Origin of the sequence: Citrobacter sp. C1, assembly GCF_014596895.2 — a bacterium.
GTDB classification, from domain to species: Bacteria; Pseudomonadota; Gammaproteobacteria; order Enterobacterales; family Enterobacteriaceae; genus Citrobacter; species Citrobacter gillenii.
This window is the reverse complement of sequence record NZ_CP115037.1, coordinates 61,085-80,494: the sequence shown is the minus strand read 5'-3', so window position 1 is coordinate 80,494 and position 19,410 is coordinate 61,085. Positions and strand designations below refer to the sequence as shown.

Genomic DNA, 19,410 nt, shown 5'->3' with positions numbered 1-19,410 from the left:
TTAAACAATTTGTTTTATAGGTGGTGAAATTAATGGAACCCCAGGCGAACTAAATCCATTGGGCAGAACAGACCCTCCACACCTTCGATAGACACGCAGTCAGAACGGCGTAATTGTTCTTCTGATTTGCCTTCTCCGCAGATTTCCTTGATGACTCCCGTTGCACCATTCGTTGCCACCATCACTCGGCTGCCGGTAGTGATAGCGTTACGGTTGCGATCATAGGTCTTCATCGTTTCCTCCTTTCACTTGGGTCAAATCAGGTTTCAAAAATTGCCGCTTTTCATGTATGTGCGGTTTGCAAAATCTCAAGTTCCGAAACAAATTGTTTTCACCACCTTGTTATTCAATTAACCAGTAAAGTTGACCAGTGCCGTAAAAAATACTACTGTTTATACATACAGTGTTGAGGGTGAACAATGGGTAGCAAGAATTCCAAATATGTGATCGTCTATAGGGGCGAAGCACTCGAGCACTTAATACCTGGACAGTTCGTTTTCTTCCAACGTAAAAAAGAATACGGCGATGGATTCTGGCTTGGTAAAACGCATGAGGACGGGTTCGAGTTTGTGCTGGAACAACCCACTTCACTTAGTTACGGGCTTGCGTATCTGATCAGTCTGTCTAGTGTTGAAGCCAGACATATGGAGTTTGTGGACGACATAGATGATTTTAAATTGACCTAATTACCCCTTAAACATTTTGTTTTCAGTCTTTTGTTATCTGAGATAATAACGCATATAAGAAAACAATTTGTTTAAGGAGTTGGTATGTTGAAGCTCACGGAAGTCTACAAAACGGCAGTGATCAGCACCGCTCATGTAACGGCAGCGGATTCAGAACGGCTACCCATTGCCTGCTTCGACCCACTTACTGATCGCGGGTTGTATTGGGTACACGGTACACAGTACGGCTGGATTGTTCGTGCTGGAATGCGAGGGAATGACTGGAAAGAAGAGCTGCGTGAGTATGGCATTTCCGAAGAGACGATCTCTAACATACAGACCATAGTGGATGCCGGCTTTGACGCGGTTCACTTCGATTGCGACGCCGAGCTGGTGGACGGATTACCTGGCTGGGACTGGTAAGCCTTTTTTTTTGTCGTGGACAGATCGGCTCTCCATGTGAGATACCAGATATCAGAGCCGATCTCATAAGGGACATTTTCTGCATGGAACTATTCCAGTACCTTCAGTCGCTATACCCGCAGCTGACCCCAAATAACAGCAAAATTCATTTAGCCAGCACCAACGAATATAAAGAAAACCCGATACAGGAGTTCGTGAAAGAGACGTTCGACGACTGGCAATGCCTGCAGAAGCTGAAAAGCTTCAATCGTACCTACGTTGTCTCTCTTATTCAGACTGAAGATAAGGCGCGATTTCTCTATGCTGGCACCTATCTCAACGTTGGGTGTTCTCTGACAGCATCACATGCAGTACCTGGCCGGAACGAAGACTACTATCTCTATCAACTGACACCTGTTCCTGAACTGGATGAATATCGTGGACGTTTGTATGTCAGTGCGGAGCGTCCTCGCAGATCTATTTTGAACGGCGAAACTCTTGCCGGAAAACTGCGAGTCGTTGAGATTGCGCCATCCTGTCTATCATTTGGCGAGTTTCCCGGCTACAAAGACGTAGTTCTGGACAGAGCCAGTCTCGGAACCATCATTCGGCAGGAGTTAAAGTCGTGGAGAACTGCACTGAGTATTGTCAAAGGCATCTACCTGCTGACTGATGTTGATGGCGAGAAGTTGTATGTTGGCCAGGCAAACGGCAAAGGCGGAATATGGGGAAGATGGAAGACCTACTTTAAAACGGGTCACGGCGGGAATGCTGGCCTGATTGAAGCGTTTGGAACCGGCGATGAGGAAAGGCTCAAGAATGTCACGTTCTCTATTCTGGAAATCATGGACATTAACAGTGACGCCTGCGAGATAAACCGACGAGAATCACACTGGAAACGCATACTGCTTTCTCGTTCAGTAGGACACAATAGGAATTGAGTTATTGTCGAAATTGTAGCGTTTATTTGTTTACACATATAAGAAAACAAATAAATAACAAGAGCTATAATATCTTGGCTAAGTAGTTGATCGGCCCCCTTAGTCAACCGATTACTTGAACGAGACATTTAAGAGGACAATATGACGGATACAGCTTTTTCGAAATCGTTACAAAAGGAAGTCGACCCCGAGCAGTACTTGGCACTTAAAAATTTAGATGATAGCTCAGTTCATGCTGTCGCTCGTGAAGACATCATCTGTCCAATTTGCAAAGTCGGAGGTGGCTCGTTTGTTAGAGCCTCTAGGAATGATGGTTATCACAAGAAGGCGCATTTCAGATTTACTGGTGAAGCTGGCCAAGGCCACCATCCATCATGTGACTTCTACGGAGATAGGTTAACATCTGAGGTAAGGCAGCACCTTGTCACATTCACGAAAGATCGAACAAAGTATTCGCAGGTAATACGAAAACTGGTATGCGCCGGCATACAGGAAGGGATTTTTACGCAAGAAAAAATGTGGCAGATGAGGGAATGGTTCTTCAATAAGCGTAAGGACTCCACATTTGAAATATGGCTGGAAAAGGGTCATTTGGATTGGCTTGACTATATTAGCGGGTTACGTGAATCATATTTGGCATGGACAAACCCGGATATTATGCCTTTCTCACCCATTCAGGCTACTGTGCCTGGTTTTTCTTGGTCTCGTGCAATTGACAAAGAGGTGCTAAGAGTTCACATCAAGACTCTCCAGCAATTGCGTAAAATTTCAGTATCCCATAGAGACATTTCGGCAATCTTAGAACACATAGATAATAATCGTGGCCGTGCAATTCTCGACCCATCGCTTTTGGAAGATGAGATAAATAAGACTTACAAGCTTACTGGGTTTGTGATGAGCAATTACATTGAGTTTAAGACAAAAACGGTTAGCGACAGAGCATATGGAGAGGCTAAGTTTCTGGCATTTGCCGCACTGCTGTTATTCGTGTCTGATTGGGATCTCAACATTGCTATTGGTAAGTTTTCCAAGATTGCCAGAGTGAAGGAGGTTGATGACATGCTGGCTGGTAATTTCATTGGTCTTAACCCTTACTTCCGGTACGACGTGGCTAAAGCTGTGAAGAAATTGCAGGATAACTGGCCGATTGAATACCAAGAGTTGGAACATTGGGATGTAGAAAAATCTATGCGTGAGGCATATGAAAAGTGGTGTTCGACAGAGCCAGAATTCGCTCCACCTCTTTTACCCGACCTGTATGTTACCCAACACGAGAAAGAAGTCGCACGAGACGAGGAAATCAGGCAGTGGATTAAGAACGGAGATGTTTGAGCACAACTAGCTTAATCAATCCGTTGACATTGGCGGTCACAAATTGAGGATTTCTATAAGAGTCCGTTGATCGCCACTTTCCCCACCTCTCCAACCTACCCCAACCCAGGCGTGACAGGGCATTTAAGCAAGTTACACCCATAAGAAAACAAATAAATAACATATCAACGAAAAGTCAACGCTTTTCCCTGATTTGGTCTAAAAAGTTGACGTTTTCGCACGCCATCTCTTATATCCAAAATCCTGCGCACCAGAATCCATCTCCCTGCGACCAAAACGCCAAAAACGACTCGTGATACCACCCCAAAACAGACACACTCAGAAGCGCTCCCGTTGCGTTATATTGGACGTCTAAACAAGTTGTTTTCATGCACAAGAAAACAAGTTAACCACACCCACAGGAAACCCAGAGACGCCATTACCCGCAATCCCGGAAACACCCACCTCTTCCTGTCAGGCTACCGAAAAGACCCACCTCTTTGCCACAGGCTACAGACCACCCACCTAATCTTCCCAGGCTACCGAGAACGCAGCTCGCGCACGTAAACCTCTACACGCCATTACCCAATACACGGAGAAGAACAGTCAGAACGAAACCCCGTACAACCCCAGACCAGAACAGGAACCGTCGCCATCTCGCTTACCCACCATTACCCCGGAAGAGAACGCAAATTCCTGAATTGCAGGGAACGCCTTTACTTCATATGCGGAGAACAGCAAAAGCGCCCTACTGCCATTACCCACACTTCCACCATTTCACGTAAACGGAGAGAAAAGCGCACCTGCCATTACTCAATACACGGAGAAGAAAACTCACCAAAACGACGAGAACAACCCAGACGAAAACACAAAGAAGAACCACCTCAAGAAGAACAAAACCACATACGCCGGTAGAGAGAACAAACCACCCATTTCACCCAAAGGAATACTCGCCGTATAGAGCGTTATCAGGGGGAAGGTTTGCACGTCCACAGGAGAGAAAATCCGTAGAGATTTAACTGGAGGTATAAGTGGGAAGAGGGAGAGGGGTATCGCTACTTTCTCCGTAGAAATTCAAGCCATAGTTTTCATCCCCCGTAACGTCCCTATCCACCCCTTCGGTCAGCCTTCGGGCCATCCAGGGGAAAGGCCATGTCCCTTTTCAGAAACGGGAGCGTCGCCGCAGGGAAAAGGCTGGAGATTTTCAGGGAAACGGTGGGAATCCCGCTATACGAACCGGGAAAAGGCTGGATGCCGGTCGGGAAACGGGTACATCCCGGTACAGAGCGAGGGACGGCTGCGGGAGTGGTGCGGGAAATCCGCGGGAGTGTGCCTTACTCTTCGCTCGCCTGAAAATCGCGGGGGATTTTCGTTCCCTCTCGTACAGCTGCTGAACTCCATTCTGCCAGACCATCCTCGGGTCTCAAGCGATTTCAGTAGGTTTTCGGGGAGAAGAAAATTCTGCCCACCAGCCCTGCGGCGCGCGTAGAGCAGAATATCGTAAATACTGGTTCCCGTGTCGTTCCCGGAGACTCACTGCCCAGCCTGGCTTTCCCGACATAAAATTCTTTTTCGCCTATGTCTTATTGCGATAATAACACCAACAAGAAAACAACGTGTTTAGACAAAGGAGAAACACATGTACAAGCATCTGAATATCAGCATCACCCTCTGTGGCGAGGAAGCGTCCTCGGAGTGTGAGATCTCCCTCGATGACGTTATCCGCTCTCAGGATGTAGCTGGTCGCGTGGCGACGCTCATCTCTGAAGGATACAGAGAAGGGACGTTTGATTTCCATATCGAGGACAACCCAATGTCCGTCGCGTGGAACTGCACGACGTCAGAAACGAAGTGAGAGGGAAGAGATGATTAAGATGCCTGTGATGGTTGAGGTGTGGAGCGTGGATTCCCTGGCCGAGTGCCTGGATGCAGTGGGGCCGGAGTTGTACCGCAAGTTGTGGTCGTTCGTACCAGCTGAAGGGGAATCACCCAAAGGGAAGGAGATCTGGCACCTGCTCAGTGAAGATGAACAGCGGGAGCTGGTGGATGCGGTACACATCGAGTTCCCGGACGACGAAGATTAAGCGTGAGGCCACCAGCACGGTGGCTTTTTGCTGTTTGCAACCTCCGGGGCAGCGCAGCACCGTAACGCTATGCTTTGTAGCCGTTTTCTCGCTGGTATTATTTACACCAACAAGAAAACAAGTTGTTTACGGAGTGAATTATGAAAAACGCGATGATCACCAAACTGAGTGCGGGCCAGCCACGTAAAGAAAAGCCAACCGCAATGAGCCAGCTGACTCTGCTCGATATCATCGCCAACGGCACTGCCATTCGCCTGTTCAAAGAGACGCTGGTCTCATTCGACAATGGTTCCCGCACGCGTTACGTCATGAGTGTGCGTCGCCAGAGTGGAAGAGGGTGGATGGCAAAACAGATTATCTGGCCGGAAGGAGAGCTGGAACAGGCGCTACTGGAGGCGAACAAAGCAGCCCAGCAAGAAATCCAGCGTGCCTCTCTCCTGGCGACAGCCTGACATGTGCAAAAGCGATTAGTCGACCCTACGACAGCCCCGTTCATCCTTCGGGGCTTTTTTAGTCTCCTGTATTGTAAGTACATACCTATGACAATAATATAGGTTAGTCAAATACAGGGAGATAAAGATGACTGTTTTACGCGAAAATCTTGTGCTGGATTTACATTATGCGTCCGAAACCACCTTCGGCGAGAAAGTTGCCAAACTGACCGTCGTTCTGCGTGACAACACTACCGGTACGGAGGTTCACACCAGCACCTTAGTGCGCGAGGGAGAAGGTGAAAGTGCGGTCTACACCGTAGGTTATCAGAACATCAGCAACGCAACCGACCCGCTGCTGCTAAAGCTGGAAGCGTATTTCCGCACCGCGGACAAGGCGATGTTCGATAAGCTGATGACCAGAGTAGATACGCTGTTTACCTCCGATTTGAACTCTAACAGCACCTGGATGGGTCAATACGGTCTGCGTATCGTTTCCAGCGCGATGGTAGACGAATTTATTCCCGAAAGCGTGTTTGAATAATCCCTTCCAATGGCGCGTACCCCGCGCCATTTTCTTATCCCCGATAACAAAATGTTTTTTGCCTTATCCACACTGCGATAATTACACCAACTAGAAAACAAGATGTTTACGCATGGAAGATATGCACATGACCGATTTCACTATCTCCCCTAAAGCTGAAAACGTATGGCTGGAATCCTGGCTCGACCTGTCGCCGGAAGAGCAGCAGGAAATGGATCACATTGAACAGGACGAACAATGTGATGCCCGCTTCTTCCGCTTTGAGGACAGCGTTTATGACATTGCCGACTTCATGCGCGATGACCGCTTCCCGGACTGGCACGCAGGATACCCATTAAATGCTTTCGCCATGCTGATGATCCGCGTGGATGGCTCCGGCGATACCATCGACGTCGGTCTGCTCCACTAAGAAAACGAGGCCACCCATGCTGGTGGCCTTAAATGACCATCCTGTTTCCCGCAGGCTAAAAACACCCACCTCTTACCGCCAGGCTACCGAACAACCCTCCGAATCCCTGCCGGCCACCAGTTGCCGAAACAGAACGCTTGGACGCCTTATGCGCGTAGCGATAATTAAACAAACAAGAAAACAAGTTGTTTAAAGGATTATCACCATGAATTTTATCGCTACTGTTAACACCCCTGCGCATGGCCATATTTCTGTGACGTTCTCTGATAACGAGAAAAGCGTGCTGGGCGCCTGGCGTGACAATGTAACCATCGAACTGTCCGGTAAAGAGAAACAGCAGATCACCAATGACATAATCTGCAACCGTCGCCATAAGCGCGTATTTGAGAAAGCGTATGTCTCCACTTCGGGATTTGGCGTATTCATCTTCCCGGTACGCAGCGGTCGCTTCTGCCAGTCAAAACTCATCGAGTTCGCCACGCAGATCGCGCTATGGGTTAAAACAGAATCCGGGTTCGACTTCAGCGAACAGGAAGCAGTGGGGGAGGGGATGCGCATCGCCAACAATGCCATCAAGTGCAAAAACGTCACCTACGAAGCAGGAATCGACTCGTGGAGTGTCTCGTGCGGGGAATACGTGAAAGAGGTGTACGGAAAGAACCGCATTCACATCATGGCTGGCAAGTAAGAGGGGAGGGGCCGGAAACGCCCCTTTCTTTTCGTCCACCAGCTGCCGCAGGGAATTTCAGAAACGGCCAGAGAGCTGTCCGGGGAACCGAAGGGAAACGGTCAGGAAATTTTCGGGAAACGGCTGGGTTTGCCTTTATGTAGAAAACAGAGCGGGAGAAGCCCAGAATCGCGCCAGAAATTGCGTAGCGGCGCTGGGGTAGCGCTGGTGGGGTTTCAGCCCCTGAGCCATCCAGATAGCTTTCGCTATGTGATTATGTGAATCCGTGGGTAAACCACTGCAAGCGCGTACACGTCGCGCCAACGTGCCAATGATACGCGAGCGCCCACGGATAGCGCCAACATTGCCGACACGTCCCGAAGGATAGCGCGGATCACGTCGCCAGCTATCGCCAGACGATCACGCCCACGACACGACAAAATAATCCACGCGCTAAAACGCTGTAAAACGCGCTATAACGTGATTTTTATTGTGGGTAATGGGTATGTACCACCACACATAAAAACGCGTTAAATTGGCGCGTTTATGGCGCTTATTTTTGGTCTGTTTTGGCTGACTTCAGACAATAAAAAACGCGCCAACAATGGCGCGTTATGATGTGCGGATCTTGAAACGAAAAAAGCGCCCATAGTGGGCGCTATTGCTTAAATGCTGTTTTGCAGTTTTCCGATCATTTCAGACAAGCGCAAATATTCACGTTTGCGTTTACAGTCTCTTTTGCTGTTAAGCAAATCAGAAAACGTAAAATTTAATTTGTCACGTTGCGCTTTTAAGTCGTCGATTAATTCAAGTTTATAAGCGCGATATTTTGCGCGATATTCCGCGCGGATCTGGTCATAACTAATCATGATTTTTATCCTTAAAAATAGCGCCCATAGTGGGCGCTATATCCATCTAATTACGCTTTGAAAGCATCAGCCAGATAGTTATAAAAATCATTCTTGATAAAGCGATATTGCTGCGATCCGTTTTTCGCTGCGCCCATTCCTTTGATCTTTTCGACCAGTCCGAGACGTTCACAAAGATTGATCAGCTGGTTGGCTTGCGTATATCCAGCGTCCAATTTAATTTCATTTTCTTTTTTGGCTTCATTCATCAAATCGAAAACAGCGCCATTTGTGAATGTTTCCAGTTCATCATTAATCATTTCGATTAATGCGAATACACGAGATCCGGACATATCAGCGACGGAATAAACGCATTTACCAGACTTGATAGATTTAACCAGATAAACCAATTTTTCGAGTGAATAGCTATTGGTCATAGCTTCGCGGAAAAACACTTCTGGCGCTTGTTTGCTTGCTTTAATCGCGTAGTAAAAGACACCAGCTAATTTCTCATCATTAACAGCGTTTAAAACGTTGTTGGTGAAGTATGCAAGTTTGGTAGTCGCTGCAAGCATGTTAGCTTTATCTGCTTTTGTGTGCGTACCATTCTGATAATGATTGTTATAAGTCTGAGTAGCATTATTGGCTGCAACTTGTAATTCATTAGCGATAACTACAGCAGCGTCGATGATGGATTTTTTAGAGATAGCAACGTTAGACATGATATTAATCCTTATGTAATATTGATAACTTAATTTGTTATTTGTTTATCGTTAGCGTGTTCGCTTTCGATGTGACTAATTATCGATATACAGAAATTAAAATCAAGAGTTTTTTACGCGGGAACGAAAAAATTTTTCTTCAATAAAAATCAAAGTCTTAGAAATAAAACGCGTTTTCTCGAAGGTGTTGCCTAAATAAATTCCCTATTCGGTCATTCACCCTTATATATTTAAAACGGAATCGGGATTAGGGTAAATAAATATAACGGGAAATGACACATAGAATAATAACCGGACTTAGCCGGTTATTACCCTTATAGATTTAAAACGGTAAAATCCGTTCGACCCAATCGAACATGACGACTGTCTTCCGACCGTCCCCCATGTTGAGCGTGACCTGGCAAGCGTCTACGCCTGAAGACACACCCTCAATTTCACGGCCATCCGCCATGTAGACCCTTATAGACTTCTGCATCTCATGAGCCTGGCGACAAATTTTGAAGAAATCACGGCGAGATGGCCGATTGTCCACATAGTCTGGGTGTACCGTTGTCCGACCCGTGAAATCGTGCGCAATGCCTTCTGTCACACCTGATTCAATCGTACTGATTCGCTCAAGTGGGAGCCTTATACGATTTTCTTTGTCGAACGGGGCAGGGCAAAGATCGACTTTGTTGCGCGACGACATGAGACCCTGAACGTACATGCAGAACACCTGACCATCTTCCATCGTGACCCTTACAGGAATGAGAGACTTACGCCAGAACATCAGCGCCTTCTCCACGTTGGTGTAATCGCGCGGCCAGACTTCTGCAGGAATCCCGTAGGTGATGTCAGTAATATTCGTCATATCGTCACAGTGTCGTTGGGAGGATATCGATGTCACCTGCGTTGCTGGTGAACACCCGGAAGACTTTCGTCTCGCCAGCTTTGGTGATGGTCTCGCGTTCCTGACGAGCAGGGTTCAGTGCGCACAGCCCGGCGCCTTCCAGTGAAGCGCCAACAATCCATTGCCCGGCATCAAGATGGAACGTCGCTTTTTCACCGGTCTCAAGTTTCGCAACCGTCTCACCATTGATGAAGATGGATGCGTCACAGCCCGCACCTATCATACCTTTGTCCCTCATAACCACCAGCGTGGTTGGTGCAGACGTCTGGTATTTGAAAACTCTGGCCTGCGGAGCCGGTTTTGCATCAGCTACAGACACAGGGCGGGATGAACATGCACTCAGGAGTAAAACGGGGATGGTAATCAGTGGAAGTAGAACGTGTTTCATGGCTTGAACTAAATCCTTATCACTTCAACGAACAAGGCGTCTTGCGACGCCCTTAATGCTTAATCGAGACGTTTGAGAATATCGGCCAGATCTTCTTTGGTCATGCCAGAGGATTCGTAAATCTTCATGACCTTTTCACGGGCCTTTGCAGAAGCCTCTAATGACGTAGCTGCCTTATCAAAATCAGCCATCGTCATGTTGGACAGCACCAGATTGATGATGTCTGCCTTTGACAGCTTAATATTGCGTTCACGCAGTCGATTCTGAAAGGTTTCCAGCTTGTCGTTTGCTTTTTCGGTTAACTGAACCTGGCAGTGTATAGCGCGTTTCTCGCTCATGCTTACTCTCTATTCAAAACAGTGAAATCGAATGTGCTACCCACCGGCAAAACGCCCTCGGCAAACCCAGGCGTCGTGTCGATAATGTGCTTCCGCTCATATGAATGCGACATGAGATATTTGTTGCTCACGTCGATAAAGTCGGTAATAAAGCACACGTTAGCCTGATTCTTTTTGGCTCGAAGACCGCGACCAACACGTTGGCGCATCTCAACTTCGGCTTTGCCGCCACCACCCAGAATCACCGCCCCTACGCTTGGAACGTCGACACCAACATCCAGAATGGTTGAACCAATCAGAACATCTATCTTGCCTGCCGCCAGACTGTTGAGCTTTGTTTGTCGGGTAGTCTGGTTTGATTCTCCGTAGATGAAATCGACCTTCAGGCCGCTTTCCTTCATCATTTCCATCAAAATCTGACCATGACGCTTCAAACGAACCAGCGTCATACAGTTCAGACCGTGACTTTTGTACATTAACGCTTCGCGCACAATAGCCTCGTTGCGGCCCAGATTGTAAACGATGCCTAACTGATAGGCTTTCTGGTAAGCCGTACTCATTCCAACCCGAAAGTTCAGGTGTTTCGAAGCAAGTTCGGCCCTAATCCGCACCTCGTCTGGAGTGTACGCGATTTTATGATATAGAAAGTATGGTTTCGCTAAAATACCTCGATCGATCAAATATTTCTCCGTTACCTTTATCTCAATGCGGCCGGCAACGGCCATGAGACGCATATTTGCCTCGGTCGAGTCCTTCATGAACGGCGTAGCTGTCAGCGCCAGACGGTAATCGGCATTGATGCACAACCTGGCGATATCGTAGAAGTTTGAACCAGATGATTCGTGTGCCTCTTCCAGAATCAGCAGAGAAACGCTGGACAGAAAGCGCTTAACCAGTTCCCGGCGCTTCAGGTGGTACTGTTTTTTCTCCGGTGATGCGTCGCGCGGTGGTTCTTCGAGAAAACTGGCCAGGGTCTGCACCGTGGCAACGTTGATATGGCGCGAGACCTGGAACTCACCAGATCCAATCACCCCAACTTTCTGACCTTTCAACCACGGCTCGCCATTCTCCGCGCGGTAGTCGATGGATTTCTGGAAGTTCTCTGCCATCTGGAACATCAGAACCGAGCGCGTGGTTAAAAACAGTGTCATACGACCAATGCGAGCAGCTGCCTTACACGCTACGTTCGATTTACCGCCACCCGTCGCAATCTGGGCAATCATCATCCCTTCGCGCACCAGTGTTTCCACAGTCTGATCCTGATACGCATAGTCCGGGTTATACGGGAATGGGTTAACTACCGGGTTCGGCTTGCCCAGCGCGGGGGCTTTTTCCTTGCGCACATGCACGCATTTGATGCCAGCTTTCTGAAGGTTGGCCGCTACTGGCTTCGCAAACCCAGCCGGGAACGCGTTTTTGCTCCAGTTGAACATCGTGCTGGTTCCTTTCCAGTCACCAGCCTCCACTTCATAGCTCAACATCTCCTGAACGAGCCGTTTCACGTTGTCATCAGCGCCAGAAATCAGCGCATTGACTGCATTCGATACAATCCGAACTGTCATAAACCTCTTTCCTTCGTGCCTTTTGTATGGTAATTGGCTATTATAGTAAGTAAGTACTTATACAATGGATTGTATCAGAATTATGGATGTGAAAATTACGATTCTGCAGGTGGAAGTCGCGAACCTGCGTCCGAATCCCTGGAATACCAACTCCGTTGGGGCGCAAAACTTCGAAAAACTGAAAGGCTCTATCGAAAAATTGGGCTTTTTTAAGCCAATTCTGGCGCGGGAGCTGGACGGGGGCGTTTTTGAGATCCTCGGTGGCGAACACCGCTGGCGTGCCGCGATGGAGCAGGGCATTTCAACGGTTCCCGTCATCTCCGTGGGCAAAATTAACGACCTGGTGGCCAAACAGATGTCCCTGGTCGATAACGAGCGCTACGGCGAAGACGATCAGGTCGCTTTGCAGCGCTTAATCGCAGAAATCCAGTCTGAAATCGACTACCGGTTGTCCGATATCGCCCCGTATGACGACGAAATGGCGGCAACACTCGCCAAAGCGTCAGTTATCGATCTTGAAGCGCTGGAAGCGCTCTCCCGTGGCGATGACGAGCCGGTCGATGAGGACAAACGCGAGAAAACCGAGCGAGTCGGCGCTGAACACCAGACGATGCGCTTCAAAGTGACGTTTGATGCGTCAGATCGCGTCGCCGACACCATCAAAACCATCATCAAAGAGCAGGGAATCAATACCGGTAACGAAATGGAGAACGCCGGGGAAGCCCTGGTGTGGCTGGTCGACTACTACAAGGAGCGTATGTAATGACCAAAAACTTTGTAATCGTCTATCGAAACCCGGCAGAACTCATCCCGTATGAGATGAACGCCAAAAAACATGACGAACAGCAGATCCGCGACCTGGCGGCCGCCATCAAAAAGCGCGGGTTTGACCAGCCGATCACGGTCGACAAGCACGACGTCATCATTACTGGCCACGGTCGTCGCGAGGCGGCACTTCTGGCTGGTCTGGAGCGTGTGCCGGTCATCGTTCGCGACGATCTGAGCGAAGAAGAAGTGAAGGCGAAGCGTCTGGAAGACAACCGCCTGGCCAGTATTGACTACGACGCTATCAAATTGCAGCAGGAACTGGAATCCCTGGTGTTGGGTGACGTCGAGGTCTTCGGTTTTGAGGAGCGCGAGCTGAACGTGCTTGTCGGCAGCATGACCGAAGAGATGGAAACCGGCTCTCTGGTGCTCGATCTGGGCGAAGAGACGGAACGCCAGAAAGAAGAGCACACCGAGATCAGTCGCGAAGTAGCCTCTGAAGAAGTCCGCGTCATCGACGTATTGGGCTTTAAAACGCTCCCTGCTGGCTCTGCCATTGTGGTTGGGGATTTGCTTGCCCACATGGAAGAAATCACGGGAGAGAGCGGGGTAGACGCTTTCGTGGCGTATGCGGAGAAAGTTTCTTCTGGGGAGCTGGCTGCATGAGCAAATACACCATCAACGTATCGTTTCAGACCCGCGTGAACAAAACCACGCGCACGCTGGAGATTGCCGAATCGTTCGGTCTTGGCCTTGACGAAAAAGAGTGGACGCTTTACGACAATCTGGAGCTGGAAGTGAAGCAGGGCGATGTGGTGTACATCACCGGCCAATCCGGTTCCGGTAAATCCGTTGTGCTGCGCGAGCTGCAACGCCAGATGAAGGATGAAGGGCTTTCTGTAGCCTCCATCGATGACTTTACCTTCGACAATGAGGTTAACGTCATCGACCAGCTGGGCAAAACCACCAGCGAAGCGCTGGGGCTGCTGTCTATGGCCGGATTGAATGACGCCTATCTATTCGTGCGCAAGCCATCCGAGATGTCTGACGGCCAGAAATACCGTCTCAAGATCGCCAAGCTGATCGAGTCAGGTGCAAAAGTCTGGGCAGCCGACGAATTTGGCGCTGTTCTCGACCGTGTAACCGCCCAGGTTGTGGCGTCGAACCTCCAGCGTGCCGCCCGTAAGGTTGGTGCGACGGTAATGGTGGCGACGACCCACGAAGACCTGAAGAACGCGCTGCGCCCGGATATGCAGATCACCAAGCACTACAAAGAACGCGTGAAGGTGGAATATGCCTGATTTGAAGATCGTAGAGCTGAAGCCATCGAAAGAGGCTGACAACAACAACGTTGAAGTCATCCGCCTGCTGGAAGAAGCACTCCAGTACGCCAGAGAAGGCAAAAGCCAGAGCCTGGCGCTGCTGATGATTAACAACGACGGCAGTGTTCTGGATTGCTGGCATAACGGTGGGCGTCCATACGTCATGGTTGGGGCGATGGAATCGCTTCGCCTGGACTTCATCAATGCCAATATCGAGCGCAGGTGATCGACATGACAGACATCATCATCAAACGCTACCGCCCGGAAGAGTTCCCGCGTCATCTGGACTTTCTGGAGCGTATGACCGTTACCAAAGGCACGGTTGAAGACTGGCACGCGCTGAAGTCGCTGCACTACAAGACGGATGGTAAGCCGTTCGCGCCAACGTATTATCGCTGCGAACTGGACGACCGGCTGGTGGGCGTCGTAGTTATGGCTTACCCGAAACTGCTGCTGGCGCCTCGCCATCGCATGTTTCCTAAGCTGAAGCCAACCACCAATACCACCGTGGCCAACCAGTATTGGGGGCGGTACGTGAACAACAACTTTGCGGTGATCAGCCGTTCCGTTGTGGACACTCAGTACCGCGGCGTCGGCGTCTCCTATCGAATGATTAACCTGGTTAGCAGGATGCACGACCGGCCAATCATCGAGATCCAGTCGTCGATGAGCAAATACAACCCGTTCGCCATGAAAGCAGGGTTCCAGTTCATCCGTCCGGAGCGTCCGAAGAGCTATGAGAGTGCGTTGCGCGTCTTCCAGCGTCATTTCCGTTCCGACCCTGGTGACAACGAAGCGATCGTCAAAGAGCTGTTCGCCATGAGTGAGTCTCGCCGTCGTCGTGCGCTGCGTGATCTGGTCGCTGACTACCACAAGAACAGTTCCCTGGCCAAAGCCGGGCGTAATCGTGGCACGACGATTCAGGACATTGCCGACAGCCTGGTGGACGAGGCCAGCATCGTGAAGCTGCTCAAGGACATTCACAACCTGAGCTTCACCTCTCCGCTGTATGGCGTGTACCGAAACCCGGACTTTGGTCGTCAGCTGCCGGACACGTTGCCACTGCTGGCATTCGACAAACAGCCTTTGAATAAACCTCTTGAAATTGCATTACCGGCATAAGGATTTGCCATGACGTTGACCGACAAACAAAAAGACATCATCAAAACCATCAATTTAGGCCATGAGCGTGGGCATCTGCTCGATCTGGACGAGCTGCTTGAAGTGCTGCCGTACAAAACGACCAAACAGAGTATGCAGTTCTCTATCCGCGCACTGGTGAAAAAGGGGCTGGTGGAGAAAGGAATGTGCCGCCAGCGCGGTGATTCCGGCTACCACCGTCGCACGCTGGGACTGACCACGTTAGGTCGTGCCAGAGCCAAATTACTGGTGATGTAAGTCGGTCTGGGAGCCAGTTTGAGAGCCTGCTTCCGTATATATAAATACTAAGTGACTTATTAAATATATACGGAAGCAGGTTCTGAATACTCCCCAGCCCGGTTTTAAACACCCAGAAAACAAATTGGTTAGGCACAGAATTAAACAAGTTGTTTAGGAGCGCAAGGATGCGCTCTGAGTGTTTTAGAGGGATCTATGACTGTAGAAAAAGACGAGAGCAAAACTCGCCTGACGCCAGCTGAGTGGGCAGAAGCCGAAGCAAAGTGGACTTCCGGCGAATACACACTCTCCAAGCTGGAGGAAGAGTACGGCATTCGTCGTGAAACGCTCTCCAGACATTTCAAAAAGCGTGGATTAGAGAAAGGCGCGGACTCCGTTGGGAAGATGGTGCGCGAGTCGCTCAAATCCGACGCAGAGCTGCGTGCGAAGGCGCGTGCAGAGAAAATCGAAGAGCGCCGGACTCGTTACGACGATTGGGCATTCGCACTCGGTCGGATGGTGATGCATGAGGTGGCCACAGCCAAGAAGGACGGCAAGCCACTCGCAACCATCGAAGATGACCTGAAGAGTCTCCAGCGTGCCAGCGGCACACTCGCTAAGTGCTTCGAAATATCCTCGAAAGCGCTCGGTATGGATCGCGCTGAGAACGAAGAAGACGAAATCCCGAACCTGGTATTTGGCGAACTTACGCCTTCCCAGGTGGCGCAGCTGCGTAAGGAAGATGATGAGCCGGATCTGATTGATGACGATCTGGTTGAGTCACTCGAAGAGGAAGCACTGAGCGAAGCAGAGGGCGATTCTGACGCGTCTGGTGATGAAAGTGATGGGAGCGTCTAACTATGGCCATCCCGTCGTCTCTGAGTCTCGTACAGCTGCATTCTGGGCAGATGCAAGTCTTCCAGTCGCCACATCGTTTCAAAGTGGTGTGTGCGGGTCGACGCTGGGGTAAATCCCGGTTGTCGATCTCCACCATCATCCGCGCGGCAGCCAAAGAGAAAAAGCAACGTGTCTGGTACGTCGCACCGACTTACCAGATGGCTCGCCAGATCTTGTGGGATGACCTGCAGGAAGTTCTGCCTCGTAAATGGGTTCGTAAGAAAAACGACACCACGATGACCATCGTGCTGAAGAACGGCTCTGAAATCGCGCTGAAAGGTGCGGATAAGCCCGATACGCTTCGTGGTGTGGCACTGCACTTCGTGGTGCTCGATGAATTTCAGGATATGAAGCCTGACACCTGGTACAAGGTACTGCGTCCGACACTGTCCTCTACCCGTGGCGGTGCGCTGATCATCGGTACGCCAAAAGGCTTCTCCGAGTTCCACAAGCTGTGGACTATCGGTCAGAACAAAGATTTGCAACGCAAAGGGCAGTGGAAGAGCTGGCAGTTCGTTACGGCTGATTCTCCGTTCGTACCGAGCGCGGAAATCGAAGCAGCGAAGAACGATATGGACCCTAAATCGTTCGCACAGGAATACCTGGCCAACTTCGAAAACATGTCCGGACGCGTTTACTACCCGTTCGACCGCAATGTGCATGTGAAGCCACTCCAGTTCAATCCGAAACTGCCGATCTGGGTTGGTCAGGACTTCAACATCGACCCTATGTCATCGGTCATCCTGCAGCCGCAGCCAAATGGCGAGTTGTGGGCCGTGGACGAGGTTGTGCTGTTCTCTTCCAACACGGCTGAAGTGTGTGATGAGCTGGAGCGCCGTTTCTGGCGTTGGAAGTCTCAGGTCACTATCTTCCCTGACCCGGCAGGTGCGTATCGCCAGCACGCACGCGGCGAATCGGACGTCGATATCTTCAAGGAAAAAGGTTTCCTTCGAGTCGATTATCCGAAGAAGCACCCGCCGATCGCAGACCGTGTTAACGCAGTGAACCGCATGTTGATGAGTGCCTCGGGCGAAACCCGGTTGTACATCGATCCGAAGTGCAAACACCTCATCGACTCGCTGGAGAAGGTGATCTACAAGCCAGGCTCACGCGATATGGATAAGACTGGCGGCATCGAACACAGTGCGGATGCGTTGGGTTATCCGGTTCATCGTAGGTATCCGGTGAAAAATCGTGTTATTCTTGGTGGATCTAGATAGGTAAGTACTTACCTAAGTGGAAAGGGAAATCAAATGGAATTGACTGACAAGCAAATCAAAGACCTTGTGGCACGACGCCACCCTGAATATGAGAAGAAAAAAGAACATTGGGACTTCCTCGCCAGCACCTACGCTGGCGGGCGTGCCTGGTTCAACGACAATATCTTCCGTTACTTCAAAGAGGGCGATCAGGAGTTCAAAGAGCGCCTGGAACGCGCTTATCGCTTCAACCATACGCGCGAAGTGGTAAACCTCATCAACAAATACCTCTTCAAAGAGGTCATTCACCGCAACACTGATGAAGCACCGGAGCAGATCCGCAATTTCTGGAAGCGAGCCACGCGCCAGAACGCCTCCATCGATGCGTTTATGGCGGCTATCGATCTGCAATCATCCATTTATGGCCGTATCTGGGTTGTCGTGGATAGCACGATGAACGTCGATGTTGAGTCTGTTGCAGACGAGAAGAAAAATGATGCGCGTGCCTACGCTTACTGGATTTCGCCGCAGCAGCTGCTTGATGTTGCCTGGGATGAAGACGGCAATATGTTGTGGGCGCTGATTGTTGAAATCGCGCGCGACGACGAAGATCCGTTCACTTCAACCGGGCAGGAATACCAGCGTTACCGTCTGTGGACGCAAAACGAGTGGTATCTGTTCCGTGAAGAAGTGAAGAAGGGTTCCGGAAATAGCGGTCGCCGTCAGGCCAAAGTCGTTCTGGAGGATAGCGGCCAGCATAATCTGGGCGTGGTGCCGGTGTTCCCGGTGGATTGCATTGGTGAAAGCGAGTCTCCGTATTTCAGCCCGTCGTTGATTGACGATATTGCCTATCTTGATCGCGCCGTGGCCAACTACCTGTCGAACCTTGACGCGATTATTCAGGATCAGACATTCAGCCAGCTGGCGATCCCGGTTCAGTCATTGCTGCCGGGCGATGAAAACCACACCAAAGTGCTTGAAATGGGGACAAAGCGCGTCTTCACCTTCGACTCTGAGAGCGGTAATCAGCCATTCTACCTGTCTCCGGACCCGAAACAGGCCCAGATGATTATCACCACGATTAAGACGGTGATTAACGAGATCTACCATTCCGTTGGTGTGGCAGGTGAGCGAACCAAGCAGGATAACGCACAGGGCATCGATAACTCTTCGGGCGCAGCGAAGATGTACGACTTCCAGCGCGTTAACAGTCTGCTGGTGACAAAAGCAGAGCGCCTCGAAAGGGCAGAGCGCCAGATGATGCAGCTGGCAGCGAAATGGATGGGTGTCGAACTGGATGAAGACCACTCTCTGATCGCGTACCCGGAAAGTTTCGACATTCGCGGTCTGACTGACGAGTTTGCCGTTGCTGAGAAACTGTCGCTGCTCCAGGCGCCTGATTCTGTTCGTCGTCATCAGATGGAAATGCTCATCGAGAAGGTCTTCCCGAACATTTCCGAGGTGATGCAAAAGGAATTTCAAAAAGATCTCTTGAAATTTCCTCCAAAAAATGATCTTAACACCCTTGAAAATAAGTCAGTACTTACTTATGATCGAGATACAGCCCAAGAAAGCGGGCAAGATCAACCCCGAGGGAATGGGGACTCATCTACTCAAGAGACCGAGTGATAAGTAACGAAAAGGAATTT

The 19,410-nt window shown here is 49.9% G+C and carries 25 protein-coding genes and 1 pseudogene; 19 read left to right on the top strand and 7 right to left on the bottom strand.

Annotated elements, in window-relative coordinates; genetic code table 11:
• Positions 1 to 29 precede the first annotated feature (29 nt).
• Positions 30 to 233 (bottom strand): putative selenium delivery protein YdfZ, encoded by a 204-nt coding sequence (ydfZ, locus tag IB214_RS25250; protein WP_006812537.1) that lies wholly within the window; start codon positions 231 to 233, stop codon positions 30 to 32.
• 186 nt (positions 234 to 419) lie between these two features.
• Between ydfZ and IB214_RS25245 the strand changes: the two genes are divergently transcribed.
• From IB214_RS25245 to IB214_RS25200, 10 genes are all read left to right on the top strand, one after another.
• Positions 420 to 686, top strand: coding sequence for a hypothetical protein (locus IB214_RS25245; protein WP_006812536.1), 267 nt, complete (start codon positions 420 to 422; stop codon positions 684 to 686).
• 84 nt (positions 687 to 770) lie between these two features.
• On the top strand, positions 771 to 1,088 hold the full coding sequence (locus tag IB214_RS25240) for a hypothetical protein (protein ID WP_172687153.1): 318 nt from the start codon (positions 771 to 773) through the stop codon (positions 1,086 to 1,088).
• A gap of 83 nt (positions 1,089 to 1,171) precedes the next feature.
• A complete protein-coding gene (locus IB214_RS25235; RefSeq protein WP_006812534.1) occupies positions 1,172 to 2,008 on the top strand; it encodes a GIY-YIG nuclease family protein in 837 nt (278 codons plus the stop codon).
• A 141-nt stretch (positions 2,009 to 2,149) separates the two neighbouring features.
• Positions 2,150 to 3,340, top strand: coding sequence for a hypothetical protein (locus IB214_RS25230; protein ID WP_039264864.1), 1,191 nt, complete (start codon positions 2,150 to 2,152; stop codon positions 3,338 to 3,340).
• A 1,618-nt stretch (positions 3,341 to 4,958) separates the two neighbouring features.
• The gene (locus tag IB214_RS25225) at positions 4,959 to 5,174 is read left to right on the top strand and encodes a hypothetical protein (RefSeq protein WP_016051704.1); all 216 of its coding nucleotides are present in this window, start codon (positions 4,959 to 4,961) and stop codon (positions 5,172 to 5,174) included.
• A 13-nt stretch (positions 5,175 to 5,187) separates the two neighbouring features.
• Positions 5,188 to 5,403, top strand: coding sequence for a hypothetical protein (locus IB214_RS25220; protein WP_164708971.1), 216 nt, complete (start codon positions 5,188 to 5,190; stop codon positions 5,401 to 5,403).
• A 140-nt stretch (positions 5,404 to 5,543) separates the two neighbouring features.
• Positions 5,544 to 5,855 carry a hypothetical protein gene (locus IB214_RS25215; protein WP_022649933.1) on the top strand — a complete coding sequence of 104 codons (312 nt, stop codon included), beginning with the start codon at positions 5,544 to 5,546 and terminating at the stop codon, positions 5,853 to 5,855.
• Between the two features lie 127 nt (positions 5,856 to 5,982).
• On the top strand, positions 5,983 to 6,378 hold the full coding sequence (locus IB214_RS25210; protein WP_016051707.1) for a hypothetical protein: 396 nt from the start codon (positions 5,983 to 5,985) through the stop codon (positions 6,376 to 6,378).
• Between the two features lie 127 nt (positions 6,379 to 6,505).
• A complete protein-coding gene (locus IB214_RS25205) occupies positions 6,506 to 6,787 on the top strand; it encodes a hypothetical protein (protein WP_016051708.1) in 282 nt (93 codons plus the stop codon).
• Positions 6,788 to 6,992: 205 nt separating this feature from the next.
• Positions 6,993 to 7,475 (top strand): hypothetical protein, encoded by a 483-nt coding sequence (locus IB214_RS25200; protein ID WP_048231962.1) that lies wholly within the window; start codon positions 6,993 to 6,995, stop codon positions 7,473 to 7,475.
• 644 nt (positions 7,476 to 8,119) lie between these two features.
• Here the strand turns inward: IB214_RS25200 and IB214_RS25195 are convergent.
• The 6 genes from IB214_RS25195 to IB214_RS25170 form a co-directional block, all read right to left on the bottom strand.
• The gene (locus IB214_RS25195) at positions 8,120 to 8,323 is read right to left on the bottom strand and encodes a hypothetical protein (RefSeq protein WP_016051712.1); all 204 of its coding nucleotides are present in this window, start codon (positions 8,321 to 8,323) and stop codon (positions 8,120 to 8,122) included.
• A gap of 50 nt (positions 8,324 to 8,373) precedes the next feature.
• Positions 8,374 to 9,024: a hypothetical protein gene (locus IB214_RS25190; RefSeq protein WP_023316005.1), complete on the bottom strand. Its 651-nt coding sequence runs from the start codon at positions 9,022 to 9,024 to the stop codon at positions 8,374 to 8,376.
• A gap of 322 nt (positions 9,025 to 9,346) precedes the next feature.
• Complete coding sequence (locus IB214_RS25185; protein WP_006812523.1) at positions 9,347 to 9,874, bottom strand: transcriptional regulator; 528 nt, start codon at positions 9,872 to 9,874, stop codon at positions 9,347 to 9,349.
• 4 nt (positions 9,875 to 9,878) lie between these two features.
• A complete protein-coding gene (locus IB214_RS25180; protein ID WP_000683475.1) occupies positions 9,879 to 10,301 on the bottom strand; it encodes a hypothetical protein in 423 nt (140 codons plus the stop codon).
• A 59-nt stretch (positions 10,302 to 10,360) separates the two neighbouring features.
• Positions 10,361 to 10,639 (bottom strand): hypothetical protein, encoded by a 279-nt coding sequence (locus IB214_RS25175; RefSeq protein ID WP_001291547.1) that lies wholly within the window; start codon positions 10,637 to 10,639, stop codon positions 10,361 to 10,363.
• A gap of 2 nt (positions 10,640 to 10,641) precedes the next feature.
• Positions 10,642 to 12,201 carry a DEAD/DEAH box helicase gene (locus IB214_RS25170; protein ID WP_072105588.1) on the bottom strand — a complete coding sequence of 520 codons (1,560 nt, stop codon included), beginning with the start codon at positions 12,199 to 12,201 and terminating at the stop codon, positions 10,642 to 10,644.
• 59 nt (positions 12,202 to 12,260) lie between these two features.
• On the opposite strand from IB214_RS25170, the pseudogene IB214_RS25165 reads away from it, so the two are divergent.
• The 9 genes and pseudogenes from IB214_RS25165 to IB214_RS25125 all read left to right on the top strand — a co-directional run bounded on the left by IB214_RS25165 (position 12,261) and on the right by IB214_RS25125 (position 19,390).
• A pseudogene (locus IB214_RS25165) lies at positions 12,261 to 12,964 on the top strand (ParB N-terminal domain-containing protein).
• Positions 12,964 to 13,632 (top strand): ParB/Srx family N-terminal domain-containing protein, encoded by a 669-nt coding sequence (locus tag IB214_RS25160; protein ID WP_072105586.1) that lies wholly within the window; start codon positions 12,964 to 12,966, stop codon positions 13,630 to 13,632. The pseudogene IB214_RS25165 and the gene IB214_RS25160 overlap by 1 nt, the downstream one beginning before the upstream one ends.
• A complete protein-coding gene (locus IB214_RS25155) occupies positions 13,629 to 14,267 on the top strand; it encodes an ATP-binding cassette domain-containing protein (RefSeq protein WP_006812519.1) in 639 nt (212 codons plus the stop codon). The genes IB214_RS25160 and IB214_RS25155 overlap by 4 nt, the downstream gene beginning before the upstream one ends.
• Positions 14,260 to 14,514, top strand: coding sequence for a hypothetical protein (locus IB214_RS25150; protein ID WP_001113021.1), 255 nt, complete (start codon positions 14,260 to 14,262; stop codon positions 14,512 to 14,514). The genes IB214_RS25155 and IB214_RS25150 overlap by 8 nt, the downstream gene beginning before the upstream one ends.
• 5 nt (positions 14,515 to 14,519) lie before the next feature.
• Complete coding sequence (locus IB214_RS25145; RefSeq protein ID WP_002211789.1) at positions 14,520 to 15,410, top strand: hypothetical protein; 891 nt, start codon at positions 14,520 to 14,522, stop codon at positions 15,408 to 15,410.
• Positions 15,411 to 15,419: 9 nt separating this feature from the next.
• Positions 15,420 to 15,686, top strand: a complete 267-nt coding sequence (locus tag IB214_RS25140; protein ID WP_000176291.1) for a hypothetical protein — start codon at positions 15,420 to 15,422, stop codon at positions 15,684 to 15,686.
• A gap of 195 nt (positions 15,687 to 15,881) precedes the next feature.
• A complete protein-coding gene (locus tag IB214_RS25135; RefSeq protein WP_188249396.1) occupies positions 15,882 to 16,523 on the top strand; it encodes a DNA-binding protein in 642 nt (213 codons plus the stop codon).
• A gap of 2 nt (positions 16,524 to 16,525) precedes the next feature.
• On the top strand, positions 16,526 to 17,782 hold the full coding sequence (locus tag IB214_RS25130; protein WP_188249395.1) for a phage terminase large subunit: 1,257 nt from the start codon (positions 16,526 to 16,528) through the stop codon (positions 17,780 to 17,782).
• A gap of 33 nt (positions 17,783 to 17,815) precedes the next feature.
• Entirely contained in the window at positions 17,816 to 19,390 is a 1,575-nt protein-coding gene (locus tag IB214_RS25125) for a hypothetical protein (RefSeq protein ID WP_188249394.1), read from the top strand.
• The last annotated feature ends 20 nt before the right edge of the window (positions 19,391 to 19,410 follow it).

Coding starts and splice junctions, on each gene's coding strand:
- IB214_RS25225 (WP_016051704.1), top strand. CDS start 4,959: ATGTACAAGCATCTGAATATCAGCATCACCCTCTGTGGCGAGGAAGCG.
- IB214_RS25145 (WP_002211789.1), top strand. CDS start 14,520: ATGACAGACATCATCATCAAACGCTACCGCCCGGAAGAGTTCCCGCGT.
- IB214_RS25135 (WP_188249396.1), top strand. CDS start 15,882: ATGACTGTAGAAAAAGACGAGAGCAAAACTCGCCTGACGCCAGCTGAG.
- IB214_RS25210 (WP_016051707.1), top strand. CDS start 5,983: ATGACTGTTTTACGCGAAAATCTTGTGCTGGATTTACATTATGCGTCC.
- IB214_RS25180 (WP_000683475.1), bottom strand. CDS start 10,301: ATGAAACACGTTCTACTTCCACTGATTACCATCCCCGTTTTACTCCTG.
- ydfZ (WP_006812537.1), bottom strand. CDS start 233: ATGAAGACCTATGATCGCAACCGTAACGCTATCACTACCGGCAGCCGA.
- IB214_RS25130 (WP_188249395.1), top strand. CDS start 16,526: ATGGCCATCCCGTCGTCTCTGAGTCTCGTACAGCTGCATTCTGGGCAG.
- IB214_RS25240 (WP_172687153.1), top strand. CDS start 771: ATGTTGAAGCTCACGGAAGTCTACAAAACGGCAGTGATCAGCACCGCT.
- IB214_RS25185 (WP_006812523.1), bottom strand. CDS start 9,874: ATGACGAATATTACTGACATCACCTACGGGATTCCTGCAGAAGTCTGG.
- IB214_RS25245 (WP_006812536.1), top strand. CDS start 420: ATGGGTAGCAAGAATTCCAAATATGTGATCGTCTATAGGGGCGAAGCA.
- IB214_RS25140 (WP_000176291.1), top strand. CDS start 15,420: ATGACGTTGACCGACAAACAAAAAGACATCATCAAAACCATCAATTTA.
- IB214_RS25230 (WP_039264864.1), top strand. CDS start 2,150: ATGACGGATACAGCTTTTTCGAAATCGTTACAAAAGGAAGTCGACCCC.
- IB214_RS25125 (WP_188249394.1), top strand. CDS start 17,816: ATGGAATTGACTGACAAGCAAATCAAAGACCTTGTGGCACGACGCCAC.
- IB214_RS25150 (WP_001113021.1), top strand. CDS start 14,260: ATGCCTGATTTGAAGATCGTAGAGCTGAAGCCATCGAAAGAGGCTGAC.
- IB214_RS25195 (WP_016051712.1), bottom strand. CDS start 8,323: ATGATTAGTTATGACCAGATCCGCGCGGAATATCGCGCAAAATATCGC.
- IB214_RS25155 (WP_006812519.1), top strand. CDS start 13,629: ATGAGCAAATACACCATCAACGTATCGTTTCAGACCCGCGTGAACAAA.
- IB214_RS25205 (WP_016051708.1), top strand. CDS start 6,506: ATGACCGATTTCACTATCTCCCCTAAAGCTGAAAACGTATGGCTGGAA.
- IB214_RS25175 (WP_001291547.1), bottom strand. CDS start 10,639: ATGAGCGAGAAACGCGCTATACACTGCCAGGTTCAGTTAACCGAAAAA.
- IB214_RS25235 (WP_006812534.1), top strand. CDS start 1,172: ATGGAACTATTCCAGTACCTTCAGTCGCTATACCCGCAGCTGACCCCA.
- IB214_RS25160 (WP_072105586.1), top strand. CDS start 12,964: ATGACCAAAAACTTTGTAATCGTCTATCGAAACCCGGCAGAACTCATC.
- IB214_RS25200 (WP_048231962.1), top strand. CDS start 6,993: ATGAATTTTATCGCTACTGTTAACACCCCTGCGCATGGCCATATTTCT.
- IB214_RS25215 (WP_022649933.1), top strand. CDS start 5,544: ATGAAAAACGCGATGATCACCAAACTGAGTGCGGGCCAGCCACGTAAA.
- IB214_RS25190 (WP_023316005.1), bottom strand. CDS start 9,024: ATGTCTAACGTTGCTATCTCTAAAAAATCCATCATCGACGCTGCTGTA.
- IB214_RS25170 (WP_072105588.1), bottom strand. CDS start 12,201: ATGACAGTTCGGATTGTATCGAATGCAGTCAATGCGCTGATTTCTGGC.